Annotated in this window: 15 protein-coding genes; 7 read left to right on the top strand and 8 right to left on the bottom strand. The window is 63.7% G+C overall.

Features of this window, described 5'->3' with window-relative positions; genetic code table 11:
* The first annotated feature begins 203 nt into the window (after window positions 1-203).
* Window positions 204-932 (top strand): M23 family metallopeptidase, encoded by a 729-nt coding sequence (locus tag ABGT73_RS08875; protein ID WP_346669416.1) that lies wholly within the window; start codon window positions 204-206, stop codon window positions 930-932.
* Between the two features lie 39 nt (window positions 933-971).
* Here ABGT73_RS08875 and ABGT73_RS08870 read toward each other — a convergent pair whose 3' ends face one another.
* The 5 genes from ABGT73_RS08870 to ABGT73_RS08850 form a co-directional block, all read right to left on the bottom strand.
* Window positions 972-2,837: a heavy metal translocating P-type ATPase gene (locus ABGT73_RS08870; protein ID WP_346669415.1), complete on the bottom strand. Its 1,866-nt coding sequence runs from the start codon at window positions 2,835-2,837 to the stop codon at window positions 972-974.
* A gap of 30 nt (window positions 2,838-2,867) precedes the next feature.
* Window positions 2,868-3,083 carry a cation transporter gene (locus ABGT73_RS08865; protein WP_346669414.1) on the bottom strand — a complete coding sequence of 72 codons (216 nt, stop codon included), beginning with the start codon at window positions 3,081-3,083 and terminating at the stop codon, window positions 2,868-2,870.
* A 25-nt stretch (window positions 3,084-3,108) separates the two neighbouring features.
* Window positions 3,109-3,471: a metalloregulator ArsR/SmtB family transcription factor gene (locus ABGT73_RS08860; RefSeq protein ID WP_346669413.1), complete on the bottom strand. Its 363-nt coding sequence runs from the start codon at window positions 3,469-3,471 to the stop codon at window positions 3,109-3,111.
* A 124-nt stretch (window positions 3,472-3,595) separates the two neighbouring features.
* Window positions 3,596-3,946 (bottom strand): hypothetical protein, encoded by a 351-nt coding sequence (locus ABGT73_RS08855; protein ID WP_346669412.1) that lies wholly within the window; start codon window positions 3,944-3,946, stop codon window positions 3,596-3,598.
* A gap of 25 nt (window positions 3,947-3,971) precedes the next feature.
* The gene (locus ABGT73_RS08850) at window positions 3,972-5,303 is read right to left on the bottom strand and encodes a uracil-xanthine permease family protein (protein WP_346669411.1); all 1,332 of its coding nucleotides are present in this window, start codon (window positions 5,301-5,303) and stop codon (window positions 3,972-3,974) included.
* 182 nt (window positions 5,304-5,485) lie between these two features.
* Between ABGT73_RS08850 and ABGT73_RS08845 the strand changes: the two genes are divergently transcribed.
* Complete coding sequence (locus tag ABGT73_RS08845) at window positions 5,486-5,878, top strand: thioesterase, FlK family (protein WP_346669410.1); 393 nt, start codon at window positions 5,486-5,488, stop codon at window positions 5,876-5,878.
* A 35-nt stretch (window positions 5,879-5,913) separates the two neighbouring features.
* Here the strand turns inward: ABGT73_RS08845 and ABGT73_RS08840 are convergent, their stop codons facing one another.
* The gene (locus ABGT73_RS08840) at window positions 5,914-6,123 is read right to left on the bottom strand and encodes a hypothetical protein (RefSeq protein ID WP_346669409.1); all 210 of its coding nucleotides are present in this window, start codon (window positions 6,121-6,123) and stop codon (window positions 5,914-5,916) included.
* A 112-nt stretch (window positions 6,124-6,235) separates the two neighbouring features.
* Here ABGT73_RS08840 and ABGT73_RS08835 point away from each other — a divergent pair, with 112 nt between their 5' ends.
* The 5 genes from ABGT73_RS08835 to ABGT73_RS08815 all read left to right on the top strand — a co-directional run bounded on the left by ABGT73_RS08835 (window position 6,236) and on the right by ABGT73_RS08815 (window position 10,806).
* Window positions 6,236-7,240, top strand: a complete 1,005-nt coding sequence (locus ABGT73_RS08835) for a nucleoid-associated protein (RefSeq protein ID WP_346669408.1) — start codon at window positions 6,236-6,238, stop codon at window positions 7,238-7,240.
* 58 nt (window positions 7,241-7,298) lie between these two features.
* Entirely contained in the window at window positions 7,299-7,871 is a 573-nt protein-coding gene (locus ABGT73_RS08830; RefSeq protein WP_346669407.1) for a DNA-3-methyladenine glycosylase I, read from the top strand.
* 117 nt (window positions 7,872-7,988) lie between these two features.
* A complete protein-coding gene (locus ABGT73_RS08825; RefSeq protein WP_346669406.1) occupies window positions 7,989-9,491 on the top strand; it encodes a glycoside hydrolase family 28 protein in 1,503 nt (500 codons plus the stop codon).
* Between the two features lie 38 nt (window positions 9,492-9,529).
* Entirely contained in the window at window positions 9,530-10,087 is a 558-nt protein-coding gene (locus tag ABGT73_RS08820; protein WP_346669405.1) for a TIGR01440 family protein, read from the top strand.
* Complete coding sequence (locus ABGT73_RS08815; RefSeq protein WP_346669404.1) at window positions 10,084-10,806, top strand: YggS family pyridoxal phosphate-dependent enzyme; 723 nt, start codon at window positions 10,084-10,086, stop codon at window positions 10,804-10,806. The genes ABGT73_RS08820 and ABGT73_RS08815 overlap by 4 nt, the downstream gene beginning before the upstream one ends.
* Before the next feature lie 74 nt (window positions 10,807-10,880).
* Here the strand turns inward: ABGT73_RS08815 and ABGT73_RS08810 are convergent, their stop codons facing one another.
* Together ABGT73_RS08810 and ABGT73_RS08805 are read right to left on the bottom strand one after the other, a co-directional pair.
* Window positions 10,881-11,543 (bottom strand): hypothetical protein, encoded by a 663-nt coding sequence (locus ABGT73_RS08810; protein ID WP_346669403.1) that lies wholly within the window; start codon window positions 11,541-11,543, stop codon window positions 10,881-10,883.
* A 13-nt stretch (window positions 11,544-11,556) separates the two neighbouring features.
* Entirely contained in the window at window positions 11,557-12,198 is a 642-nt protein-coding gene (locus ABGT73_RS08805; RefSeq protein WP_346669402.1) for a hypothetical protein, read from the bottom strand.
* Window position 12,199: the final 1 nt, after the last annotated feature.

Raw genomic sequence — 12,199 nt, 5'->3', positions numbered from 1 at the left:
GCGTCAATGTCACATCGGGGCACACTCCTCTACAATACTAACGTACCCTATCATACATGGTTTTTCGGGGAATTGCAACGGAAATTTTACCGCACAGCCCCCAAAAACAGTCTCCGGGAATCGGCGGGGCGCCATGTATAAAATCCTGTCCGGCGTCCCACACTAGGGGCATACACAAAATTTGCCGTAAAGGACGGGGGAAGATGAACCATATCAAATCGTTTTTCAAGGAGAAGGGGCTGTATCTGTTCTGTCTGGCGCTGGTGTTTGCCGCCACGGCGGCGGGCATTCTGGCGCTGCGCCGCGTGGTGACCAACATGTCGGAGCTGACCCAGCTCCGCAAAGACGCCCTGCAGGAGGAAAGCCAATGGACACAGCCCGATACCACCGTGGACAATCCGGCCAGCAATGTGCCCAAACCTACTACGGCGCCCTCAGCCGTGCCCTCTGCGCCGCCTGCCTCCTCTGGGGCGTCGTCTGCGTCTGCCTCTGCATCCGCAGAACCGTCCGCCACTGCCGCGCCGTCCGCGCAGCCTGCGGCCTCCTCGGCCTTGTGGCAGACCGAGCCCATAGCGGCTTTCAGCGGTGAGGAGCTGGTCTACAACGAGACGCTGGGCGACTGGCGCACCCACAACGGTGCCGACTATGCTGCCAAGGCCGGGGAGGATGTGAGCCCGGTACGGGGCGGCACCGTCACGGCGGTGACCGAGGATGCCCTGTGGGGCACGGTGGTGGAGATCACCGACCAGAATGAGGTGTTGTGGCGGTACTGCGGCCTGACCAATGTATCGCTGCAGCCCGGGGAAGGGGTGACCACCGCCACCACGCTGGGCAAGGTGGGCAGCATTCCGGCGGAGAGCAAGGCGGAATCCCACCTGCATCTGGAATGCCTGGAAAAGGACGCCTACAAGGACCCCGAGAGCATGAAATAAAGAAGTCCCCCGTTCCGGCCGGAACGGGGGATGTTTCTGTTATCGGTAGGAAGCCACGCGGAGCATCCGGGTGGCGTTGAGCACCGCCAGCACCATGACGCCCACATCGGCGAAGACGGCCCACCACATGTTGGCCACGCCCACGGCGCTGAGCAGCAGGCAGAGCAGCTTGACGCCCAGGGCAAAGGCGATGTTCTGGTAGACGATGGCCATGCATTTGCGGGCGATCCGCATGGAAAGGCCGATCTTGGCGGGATCGTCGTCCATCAGCACCACATCGGCGGCCTCGATGGCGGCGTCGCTGCCCAGGGCGCCCATGGCGATGCCGATATCCGCCCGCATGAGAACGGGAGCATCGTTGATGCCGTCGCCGGCGAAGACCAGCATTTTGTCGGCGGGTTTGCCGGCCAGCAGGGCTTCCACCTGGTGGACCTTGTCGGCGGGCAGCAACCCGGCGTGGACCTCGTCGATGCCCAGCGCTGTGGCCACCTTGTGGGCCACGGCGGGGCTGTCCCCAGTGAGCATGACGGTGCGCACGCCCTGGCTGCGCAGGTCCTGCATGGCGGCTGCGGCGGTGGGCTTCTCCTCGTCGGAGATCAGGATGGAGCCCAGGAACCGGCCATCCCGGGCCACATAGACGATGCTGCCCGCGCCGTCGTCGGCGGTGTAGGCGATGCCGTTTTCCTCCATCAGGCGGGCGTTGCCGGCAAGGACCACCTTGCCGTCCACCAGTGTGCGCACGCCCTGCCCGGCCACTTCCTGAGCGTCGGCCGCCCGGCGGACATCCACATCGGGACAGGCTTCCCGCAGGCTCTTGCTGATGGGATGGCTGGAAAACCGTTCTGCCAGAGCGGCGTTTTCCAAAAGGTCCGCCTCGGTCACGCCCGGGGCGGGGGTGACGCGGGTCACGGCAAAGACGCCCTTGGTCAGGGTGCCGGTCTTGTCAAAGGCGGCCACGCCGGTGTGCGCCAGCGCCTCCAGATAGTTGCCGCCCTTCACCAGGATGCCGCACCGGGAGGCACCGCCGATGCCGCCGAAGAAGGTCAGCGGGATGGAGATGACCAGCGCACAGGGACAGCTGATGACCAGGAAGGTGAGGGCGCGCAGCACCCAGACGGTCCAGCCGCCGCCCAGCACCAGCGGGGGCAGCAGGGCCAGCAGCAGCGCAGCCAGACAGACGGCGGGGGTATACCAGCGGGCAAATTTCGTGATGAAGTTTTCTACCTTGGCCTTTTTCAGGCTGGAATTTTCCACCAGGTCCAGGATCTTGGCCACGGTGGATTCATCGTAGGCCTTGGTGGTGGTGATGCGCAGCAGGCCGTCCTCGTTGACGCAGCCGCTGATGACCCCGTCCCCGGGGCGCACCGTGCGGGGACGGCTCTCGCCGGTCAGGGCGGCGGTGTTCAGCGTGCTTTCCCCGCTGAGTACCGTGCCGTCGATGGGGATCTTCTCCCCGGGCCGCACCACGATCACCGAACCCACGGCCACCTCGTCGGGGTCCACCACCGTCACGGTGCCGTCGGCCTGTTCCAGGTTGGCACTGTCGGGGCGGATGTCCATCAGCTCGCTGATGCTGCGGCGGCTCTTGCCCACCGCATAGCTCTGGAACAGCTCGCCGATCTGGTAGAACAGCATGACGGCCACGCCCTCGGCGTATTCGCCGCAGCCCATGGCGCCCACCGTGGCCACCGCCATCAGGAAGTTTTCGTCGAACACCTGCCCGCTGCGGATGCCTAATACCGCCTTGCGCAGCACATCATAGCCGATCACCAGATAGGGGATCAGCCAGACGATGAGCTGGCCGTACCAGGGCAGCGGCAGAAAATGCAGCGCCACCGCCGCACAGCCAGTCAGCACCGCGGCCAGAATGATACGCCGCAGCGTTCGTTTCTGCTTTTTGGTCATGAAAGGATGCCTCCGTTCCGACACGCTGCCTTACAGTTCAATCTCGAAATCCGGCTCGATCTTCTTCGCTGTGCGCACAGCCTGCTGCAGGATCTCGTCAAAGCGGCTGTCGTCAGCGGCCAGCAGCATCTTCTGGGTCATAAAGCTCACGCTGGCGTTCTCCACACCGGGCAGGGCCTTGACGGCGGTTTCAATCTTGGCGGCGCAGTTGGCGCAGTCCACTTCGATCTTGAATTTCTTCTGCATGACAAAAACTCCTTTGCTCTGTGTTTTATTCTTCCACATGTTCCATGCCCAGCGCGATCATGCTGCGCACGTGGTCGTCGTCCAGCGAATAGTAGATGGTTTTTCCCTCCCGCCGGAACTTCACCAGCTTGTTGGTCTTGAGCAGCCGCAGCTGGTGGCTCACCGCGCTCTGGGACAGTTCCACCACCTGGGCGATGTCGTTGACGCAGAGCTCGCTCTCAAACAGGGCGTAGAGGATCTTGATGCGGGTGGTATCGCCGAACACCCGGAAGAGCTCCGCCAGGTCGTAGAGGATCTCGTCCCCGGGCAGGTCGTCCTGCAGCTTCTGCAGGGCCTGTGCGTCCAGCGCCGGACTGGCGGCGGACAGGGCAGCATCATGCTGTGCCATAGGAAACATCCTTTCATATGTTTATTTGTTCATATGATACACCTGGCTGGGCGGGCTGTCAAGGGGAAAAAACAAAAAATCCCCGCATTTCTGCGGGGAAAAAGCAGGGAACAGACCCTTTCTTTTATTGGGGCGGCACAAAGCCGGGCTCGCCGGGCAGGATGACGCCGTTGTCGGCGAGCATCCGGCGGAATTCCTCGTCGGGCATCTCAAAGATCACTTCCTTGATCATGCCCGGTTCGTGGACCAGGATCTTCCAGGGGGCGCCGTCGGGCTGCTGCAGGAACAGGATGCCCGAAACCTGGCCCAGTCCCTTGATGCCTTCATCCTCCCAGAAGGCAGGGGAGGGGGTCACATAGTAGTGATCCACCATCCGGCCGTCGGCAAAATCATGCTCGATGGCGGCGGGAAGTTCGCCCCCGGCCTGTTCCGATTTGTATTGCAGGTGCAGGTTGGTAAAATCCGCAGCGGTCATGGGGGTCCTCCTTGGAAAGGTCCGATCAGACGCGCAGGCTGGCGCCTTCGCCGTCGTTGGTGCCCTCGTCGAATTCGTAGTCGTTGCCGGGCAGCAGGGCGTTGAGCAGGATGCCGGCGATGGCGGCGATGGCCAGGCCGGACAGGTTGACGGCCATGCTGCCCACATAGAAGGTGATGCCGCCCACCGAGTCAAAGCCCAGGGCGCAGACCAGGATGACGGCGGCGATGATCAGGTTGCGGGAGTTGGTGAAGTCCACCTTGTTCTCCACCACGTTGCGCACGCCGATGGCGGAGATCATGCCGTAGAGCACGAAGCTGATGCCGCCCACGATGCCGGTGGGGATGGTGTTGATGATGGCCTCAAACTTGGGGCAGAAGCTCAGCACCAGGGCAAAGACGGCGGCAATGCGGATGACCAGCGGGTCGTAGATCTTGGTCAGGGCCAGCACGCCGGTGTTTTCGCCGTAGGTGGTGTTGGCGGGGCCGCCCAGCAGACCGGCCATGGTGGTGGCCAGGCCGTCGCCCAGCAGGGTGCGGTTGAGGCCGGGGTCACGGATGTAGTTCTTGCCGGTGGTGGCGCTGATGGCGGCGATATCGCCGATGTGCTCCATCATGGTGGCCAGGGCGATGGGCACGATGGTGAAGATGGCGCTGATGAAGGTCTCGCTGCCGTCGATGGAGAAAAGACCCATGGATTCCTTATGCAGCGGGATGCCGAACCAGCTTGCCTCGGCGATGGCCGCAAAATCCACGGCGCCGGTGACCAGGGCCACGGCGTAGGCCACCAGCACACCGATGAGGATGGGCAGGATCTTGACCATGCCCTTGCCCCAGATGTTGCAGATGATGACGGTGGCCAGTGCCACGATGGCCAGCAGCCAGTTGCTCTGGCAGTTGGTGATGGCGCTGGGGGCCAGGATCAGGCCGATGGCGATGATGATGGGGCCGGTGACCACCGGCGGGAAGAACTTCATCATGCGGCGGATGCCGAAGGCCGTGATGAGGAAGCTGAACAGTACGTAGACCAGGCCGGAGAAGGCCACGGCAGCGCAGGCATAGGGCAGGTTCTCGGGGTTGGCGCCGTCGTTGCTCACGATGGTGAAGCCGCCCAGGTAGGCAAAGCTGGAACCCAGGAAAGCCGGGACCTTGCCCTTGCACAGGAAGTGGAACAGCAGCGTGCCCAGACCGGCACACAGCAGAGTGGTGCTGACGCTCAGACCGGTCAGCAGGGGCACCAGCACGGTGGCGCCGAACATGGCAAACATGTGCTGTGCGCCCAGAATGAGCATTTTGGGCGTGCCCAGTTGGCGGGCATCGTAGATGCCCTTGGAATAATCAATTGTCTTTTCGCCCATGGAATCCTCCTCTTTTGAAGTCCAGCCGCAAAAAAGGGAAGCAGCAATCACCGCTTCCCGCTGTCCCCCTTAGTATATCGTCTTTGGCGGCAAAAGGCAAGAAAAAGCGACAAAAAGAGGGCGTCTTGCAATCGGCCGCAGCGGCCGCTATAATAAGAAAAAAGAAAAAGGGGAAATGGCAGATGTTGGAACCGGGAATCCGGGGGCACGCGGCCCTGCGCGTCACCACCGAAAACACCGCCCGGGCACTGGGCAGCGGAGAACTGGAGGTGCTGGCCACGCCGGCGGTGGCGGCTTTGATCGAAAAGGCCTGCTGGAAGGCGGTGGCGGGGGAACTGGACCTGGGCACCGGCACGGTGGGCACCAGCCTTTCGCTGGCGCACACGGCGCCCACGCCCATCGGCATGGTGGTCTACTGCGACTGCGAACTCACCGCGGTGGCGGATCGCCGGCTGACCTTCACGGCCCGGGTGTATGACGATGTGAGCGAGGTGGCCCACGCCACCCACGAGCGCTACATTGTGGACAACGACCGCTTCACCCACAAGGCGTCCGCCAAACTCAACGCCGACTGAACGGAAACAGCCCCACCGCGGTGGGGCTGTTCCTCTTAATAGATGGCTTCCTCCCGCCAGTGTGCCAGGCGGTGCACCGTCTCGTCGCTTTCCACCCAGCCCTCGTCGGGGTCGGGCACGGCGTCGGGGGCGTAGTGGGCCATCACGCCGGGCACCTGCCCCTTCAGGTATTCCTTCGCCTGCTTCTGGCGGCAGGGTGTTGTGTGGCGCAGCAGGGCGTCCGGTTCGGTTGTGCGTTTTTTCATGGACGTTTCCTCCCTTCCCGGATAGCTTGCCCCGCCCGGGCGCTACCCAAACCCGCCAAATTGTGGTATACTACCCTTTCCGAAACTTTATCCCAAAGGAGCCCTGTCTAGTATGGAAGTCAAGATCAACCAGGTCATTCTGCATTTGCTGGATCCCGGCGCTTCGGAGCCGCTGCTCTCCGACCGGCCGATGGACCTCGACGCCGATCTCTTTGAATATTTCACCGCCGTGATCGAGAAGGCCTTTGCCAGCGACGAGGTCAAGAACTGCCGGTTTTTGCCCGACTCCGCCTTCGCCCAGGAGATGGCCCAGAACCAGGATTTCGTGGACCTGTCCCGGCGCATTGCGGGGGTGATCTTCGAGCAGATGCTGCAGTACCCGGCCATTCCGGCGGGGGACCTGGCGGTGGTGGACTTCGCCGGGGACGGAGTGCCCTTCTACGGGGTGCTCAAACTGAACTACCGGCCGGGCTACACCCACCACACCGAGACGCTGGGCAACGGCCGGTTCAGCAGCATGGTACCCCAGCGCACCCTGCTGCCCGGCACCCCCAAGGCCGACGAGGCGGCCCTCATCGACCGGGCCAACGGCACGGTGCGGCTCATTGAAAAGAAGTTCAACCTGGACGAGAAGAAGGACTTCTACCTGTCCACCCGGGTGTTCGGCTGCACCGAGGCCATGCAGGAGAAGGCCAAGCTGAAGGCCGTCTGCGAGACCGCCGTGGCCGCCGTGAAGGAAGCCTACCCCGAGCCGGAGGAACTGGACGACGTGCCCCCCTTTGACGGCGGCACCGAGACCGCCGTGGAGCTGATGGTGCGCAACCAGGCGGTGGACAACACCATCTCGGTGGAGGATGTGCGCACCCGCATGCGGGAGAACTATCCCCTGGCGGCGCCCAAGTTCGAGGCAGCCCTGGCGGAGACCGGCGTGCAGGAAAACGACCGGGTGACGGTGAGCCCCGCCCGGATGAAAAAGCTGGAAAGCCGCAGCTTCAAGACGGAGTCCGGCATCGAGATCAAGATCCCGGCGGAGCTCTGCAATTCCGACGATGCGGTGGAGTTCATCCACTCGGCTACCGGCGGGCTGAGTCTGCTGATCAAGGACGTACTGGTATGATGTTGCGCCGCCCGCCGGCACCCGGCGGGCGGTTTGATATATGGAAAGGAACGGTCCCATGGAATGGAAAGACGGCCGCCCCCGCTGCCGGTGGGCCAACCCGGACAATCCCCGCTACCTCCACTACCATGACGAGGAGTGGGGCGTGCCGGTGCACGACGACCGGCTGCTCTTTGAAATGCTGATCCTGGAGGGGTTCCAGGCAGGCCTCTCCTGGGAGTGTGTGCTCAACAAGCGGGAGGCCTTCCGCCGCGCCTTCGACGGTTTCGACTGGGAGAAGGTGGCCGCCTACGACGAAGCCCGCTGTGTGGCCCTGGCCATGGACCCCGGTATCATCCGCAACCGGCGGAAAATCGCTGCAGCGGTGAAAAACGCCCGGGCGTTTGCATCCATCCGGCAGGAGTGGGGCAGCTTCGACCGCTACCTCTGGCACTGGACGGAAGGCAAGACGATCTGCGAGCGGGACAGGACCACCTCGCCCTTGTCGGATGCCATTTCAGCCGATCTGCGCCGGCGGGGCATGAGCTTTGTGGGCTCCACCATCATCTACGCCTACCTGCAGGCGGTGGGGGTGCTCTGGAGCCACGAGGAAGGCTGCTTCCTGCAGGCACCGCCCTGCCAAAACCCGTGAGGGGAAGGGCGGAATTGTTGGCGATTTTTGCGTCTTTCCGTGGAGAACATTGTGTGGTACAATAAGAATGTACCGAAAGAAAAACAACGGACCGCGATCAAAAAGAGGAATACCAAGATGTTTGAAAGCCATCTGTTTGCCCGCTGCACGGCCCACCATGCCGTGCTGTACTGGGACAAGCCCGCCGCGGCGGGCGCCCGGGCGGAATATACCGTCTACCTGAACAATGAGCCGGTGGGCACCACCCACCGCACCCACTATACCCTGGACAAGCTGGACCCCCAGACCGAATACCGGGTGGACGTGGTGTTTGAGAACCAGCCGGTGGGCGCCTGCATGCTGCGCACCGGGGCAGAAAAACAACGCATCAACGTCACCGAGGCCCCCTACTGGGCCAAGGGGGACGGCACCACGAAAAACACCGCCGCCCTGCAGCGGGCCATCGATGCCTGCGGCCCCGGGGATGCGGTCTACCTGCCCGCCGGCACCTATCTGACCGGCGCGCTGCGGCTGCACAGCGATATGGAACTCTACCTGGACGAGGGGGCCGTTCTGCAGGGCACCGCCCAGCTGGTGGACTACCAGCCCCGCATTCCCAGCCGGTTCGAGGGCATCGAGCGCCGCTGCTATTCCAGCCTTCTGAACCTGGGCAAGATGGACCACGACGACGGGTACAACTGCGTCAATGTGGTCATCCGCGGCAAGGGCACCATCGCCGGCGGCGGCAAGGCGCTGGCCGATGCCATCATTGCCGACGAGCGGGAGCATCTCAAGGACTACCTGGCCGAACATGCCGACCTGGTGGAGAGCTGCGACGACGAGGACACCATCCCCGGCCGGGTACGCCCGCGGCTGGTGAACCTGAGCAACTGCCAGAACGTCTGGATCAGCGGCCTGACGCTGCAGGACAGCCCGGCCTGGATCGTCCAGATGATCTACAGCGACAACATTGTCACCGACCACTGCACCTTCCGCTCGGAGGGCATCTGGAACGGCGACGGCTGGGACCCCGATTCCAGCACCAACTGCACGCTGTTTGCCAGTGAATTCTACACCGGCGGCGATTCGGTGGCCGTCAAGAGCGGCAAGAACCCCGAGGGCAATGCCATCGGACGGCCCAGCGCCCATATCTATATCTTTGACTGCCGGGTGGGCTTCGGCCAGGGCATCTGCGTGGGCAGCGAGATGTCCGGCGGCGTGGAGGATGTGCAGGTCTGGGACTGCGATCTGGAAAATTCCTACTCCGGCATCGAGGTCAAGGCCACGGCCAAGCGGGGCGGCTATGTGCGGGGCGTGACGGTGCGGGACTGCACGGCACCCCGGGTCATGATCCATTCGGTGCCCTACAACGACGACGGCGAGGCGGCCGGCACCCTGCCGGTGCTGGAGCACTTCACCTTTGCGGGGCTGACGCTCACCGGCCGGGCGCTGAACGACAAACGGACATGGAAGGATGTTTCCCCGGTGACGCTGGCGGGCTTTGAAGGCCCCGACGGCACGCTGCGGGATGTGAACTTTGATGGGCTGACGATCACGGCCAAGGCGCCGCGCCTGCCGCTGCAGTACTGCAGCGAGGTGACGCTGCGGGGCGTGACCTGTCTGCCGCCGCAGGAGGACTGAACCTGCGGCCTGAAAAACCAGGCAAGGGGGTAGACAAGATGGAACTTTCTGAAATTACCGCCCAGGCGCGCCGCGCCACCGAGGAACTGCTGGAGGCAGCGCATCTGGAAACGGGGGATCTCTTTGTGGTGGGCTGCTCCAGCAGCGAGATCACCGGTGGGCGTATCGGGCAGCACTCCAGCATGGAGGCGGCCGCCGCCGTGCTGGCCGGGGTACTGCCGCCGCTGCAGGAACAGGGCGTCTATCTGGCGGCCCAGTGCTGCGAGCACCTGAACCGTGCCATTGTGGTGGAGCGGGAGGTGGCCAAGGCCTGCGGCTACCAGATCGTGGCGGCCATTCCCCAGCCCCATGCGGGGGGCAGCTGGGCCACCAACTGCTGGCACACCTTCCAGGACCCGGTCCTGGTGGAGGAAGTCCAGGCGGCGGCCGGCATGGACATCGGCGGCACTCTCATCGGCATGCATCTGCGCCGGGTGGCGGTGCCGGTTCGCCTGAGCATCGACCATATCGGGCAGGCCATCCTGCTCTGTGCGCGCACCCGGCCGCCTTTCATCGGCGGGGCCCGCGCCGTCTACAGTGAGGAGGAACCGCGATGATCCCGGAAGAACAGAAACAGCGGATGGCCGAGGCCGTGGCCCGGATCCGGCTGAATATGGCCGAGGCGGCCCGCCGTGCAGGGCGCGACCCGGCGGAGGTGAGCCTCTGCGCGGCCTGCAAGACCCGCACGGTGGAGGAGGTGCGCTACAGCGCCGATCTGCCCATCGACCTGTTCGGAGAAAACCACGTCCAGGAACTGGTGGAAAAGACCGACGCCGGCGCCTACAACGGCAAGCCGGGGCATTTCATCGGCCATCTGCAGACCAACAAGGTGAACAAGGTGGTGGGGCGTGCGTCGCTGATCCAGAGTGTGGACAGCACCCGTCTTTTGGACAAGATCGACGCAGCCGCCGCCCGGCTGGGCCTGACCCAGGAGATCCTCATCGAGATCAACATCGGCGCCGAGGAGAGCAAGAGCGGCGTGGGCCCCGACGACCTGTGGCCGCTGCTGGAGGCGGCCGCCGCCAGGGAGCACCTGCGGGTGCGCGGCCTGATGGCCATTCCCCCCGCCGATGCCGACGACGACCAGACCCGCCGCTTCTTCGCCGAGATGCGGGAACTGCTGGCGGCTGCGGCGTCCCGCCACTACGACAGCGCCCAGATGGACATCCTCTCCATGGGCATGAGCCACGACTACGCCATGGCCATCCAGGAGGGCGCCACCATCGTCCGGGTGGGCACTGCCATCTACGGCGCCCGGGACTACAGCAAAAAGTAACCATTACAGGAAAACGCCTGTGCGGAAAACCTTCCGCACAGGCGTTTTTGCTTGGCATAGTATGGTGTGTGGGGTTACTGGACCGCGGCGCGGCGCATCCAGCGCAGGGCCAGCGCGGTCAGCGCGGCCAGCGCCGCCAGCAGGGCAGCCGCCGGTATCTGCCAGCCCAGGGGCCGGAACAGCTCTGCCGCCGGATGCAGCCACTGGCTGTTGGTGGTGGTGCCCAGCATAAACACCAGGTAGGCGCCCCAGAATCCCTTGACGCCGAACCGCTGCACCAGTCCGCCCAGGAAAAAGCCGATCCACAGCGGCAGCAGCAGGACGGCCGGCCAGACCGCCCAGGGGATCCACTCCCAGGGCAGGGGACCGTAGCCGGTCAGGGCGCGGCGCACCAGGGCGTCCACCGTGCCTGCCAGCAGGGCGACGGCCAGCTGCAGCAGGTTCAGCCGCAGACAGTGCAGCAGAATGCCGGCCACAAGGCCCCGCCGCGTGGAGGAAAAGCTGAGAAACAGCGAAAACTGCACGCTGAGATAGACGATGGCCAGAATGGTGTTGACGAGAAAGAGAAAGCCCAGCAGCAGGCCCATCGCCAGCAGCGGCGCGTCCTCGGGGTCGCCGGTCACCACGGCGATGGCGCCCAGCCCCTCACACAGGGCGATCAGAACCGCCAGTACAGGCAGCATCCACAGGAAATCATTCCGGGTGTACCCCAGTATGGCACGTATCGTTCGATGCATACAACTTCCTCCTTTACACCTGGGTGATGGTGAAATGCTTCAGCCGGTGCAGCGCCACCCCGGTGGGCACCAGACTGATGACACCCAGTCCTGCGCTGTAGACATTGAGAATCGTGGCAGGGATCAGTATGGCCACAAACATAAAGACGGTGATCTGCAGATAGACCACTGCCACCACCAGGATGACCAGCGCCCGTTTCCATATTGGAAGGGCGCTGAAGGGAAGGGTGCCCATCCACAGCATAACGCCGCACAAAAGAAACTTCAGCCCCAGCCCCTGCAGCGGAAATGCGCTCAGATGTATCAAAAACGGGTTGGCCTCCAGGGGAAACAGCCGGGCGGTGAAGCTGTTGCAGGCAAAGTCCAGTACCATACACAGCAACGGCAGCAGCACCCAGAAAACCAGCACGGCGCCCCGCAGGGAACGGCGGGTGGCGCCGAAACTCAGGGCCAGCGGTGCATAACCACTGATGGCCTGGGCGGCACAGATGCCGAGCATGATGTCATACAGGATAAAGAATCCCTGCAGATAGGTCAGAAAGAAGGTGCCGCCGTCGGTGAGCAGGGAAAAAACGAGCAGCACCGGGTAAAACAGTGTCAGCGTTCCGATGATCACCAGCGCCGGTTTCAGCAGAAACCACAGGGTTTTTGCCATC

Origin of the sequence: uncultured Subdoligranulum sp. (assembly GCF_963931595.1) — a bacterium.
Lineage (GTDB): Bacteria > Bacillota > Clostridia > Oscillospirales > Ruminococcaceae > Gemmiger.
This window is presented reverse-complemented; position numbering and strand designations above follow the sequence as displayed.

Excerpts from the sequence above, each read along its gene's own strand:
- ABGT73_RS08820 (WP_346669405.1), top strand. The coding sequence starts at position 9,530 with ATGGAACTTTCTGAAATTACCGCCCAGGCGCGCCGCGCCACCGAGGAA.
- ABGT73_RS08810 (WP_346669403.1), bottom strand. The coding sequence starts at position 11,543 with ATGCATCGAACGATACGTGCCATACTGGGGTACACCCGGAATGATTTC.
- ABGT73_RS08860 (WP_346669413.1), bottom strand. The coding sequence starts at position 3,471 with ATGGCACAGCATGATGCTGCCCTGTCCGCCGCCAGTCCGGCGCTGGAC.
- ABGT73_RS08865 (WP_346669414.1), bottom strand. The coding sequence starts at position 3,083 with ATGCAGAAGAAATTCAAGATCGAAGTGGACTGCGCCAACTGCGCCGCC.
- ABGT73_RS08840 (WP_346669409.1), bottom strand. The coding sequence starts at position 6,123 with ATGAAAAAACGCACAACCGAACCGGACGCCCTGCTGCGCCACACAACA.
- ABGT73_RS08815 (WP_346669404.1), top strand. The coding sequence starts at position 10,084 with ATGATCCCGGAAGAACAGAAACAGCGGATGGCCGAGGCCGTGGCCCGG.
- ABGT73_RS08850 (WP_346669411.1), bottom strand. The coding sequence starts at position 5,303 with ATGGGCGAAAAGACAATTGATTATTCCAAGGGCATCTACGATGCCCGC.
- ABGT73_RS08825 (WP_346669406.1), top strand. The coding sequence starts at position 7,989 with ATGTTTGAAAGCCATCTGTTTGCCCGCTGCACGGCCCACCATGCCGTG.
- ABGT73_RS08805 (WP_346669402.1), bottom strand. The coding sequence starts at position 12,198 with ATGGCAAAAACCCTGTGGTTTCTGCTGAAACCGGCGCTGGTGATCATC.
- ABGT73_RS08875 (WP_346669416.1), top strand. The coding sequence starts at position 204 with ATGAACCATATCAAATCGTTTTTCAAGGAGAAGGGGCTGTATCTGTTC.
- ABGT73_RS08855 (WP_346669412.1), bottom strand. The coding sequence starts at position 3,946 with ATGACCGCTGCGGATTTTACCAACCTGCACCTGCAATACAAATCGGAA.
- ABGT73_RS08830 (WP_346669407.1), top strand. The coding sequence starts at position 7,299 with ATGGAATGGAAAGACGGCCGCCCCCGCTGCCGGTGGGCCAACCCGGAC.
- ABGT73_RS08845 (WP_346669410.1), top strand. The coding sequence starts at position 5,486 with ATGTTGGAACCGGGAATCCGGGGGCACGCGGCCCTGCGCGTCACCACC.
- ABGT73_RS08870 (WP_346669415.1), bottom strand. The coding sequence starts at position 2,837 with ATGACCAAAAAGCAGAAACGAACGCTGCGGCGTATCATTCTGGCCGCG.
- ABGT73_RS08835 (WP_346669408.1), top strand. The coding sequence starts at position 6,236 with ATGGAAGTCAAGATCAACCAGGTCATTCTGCATTTGCTGGATCCCGGC.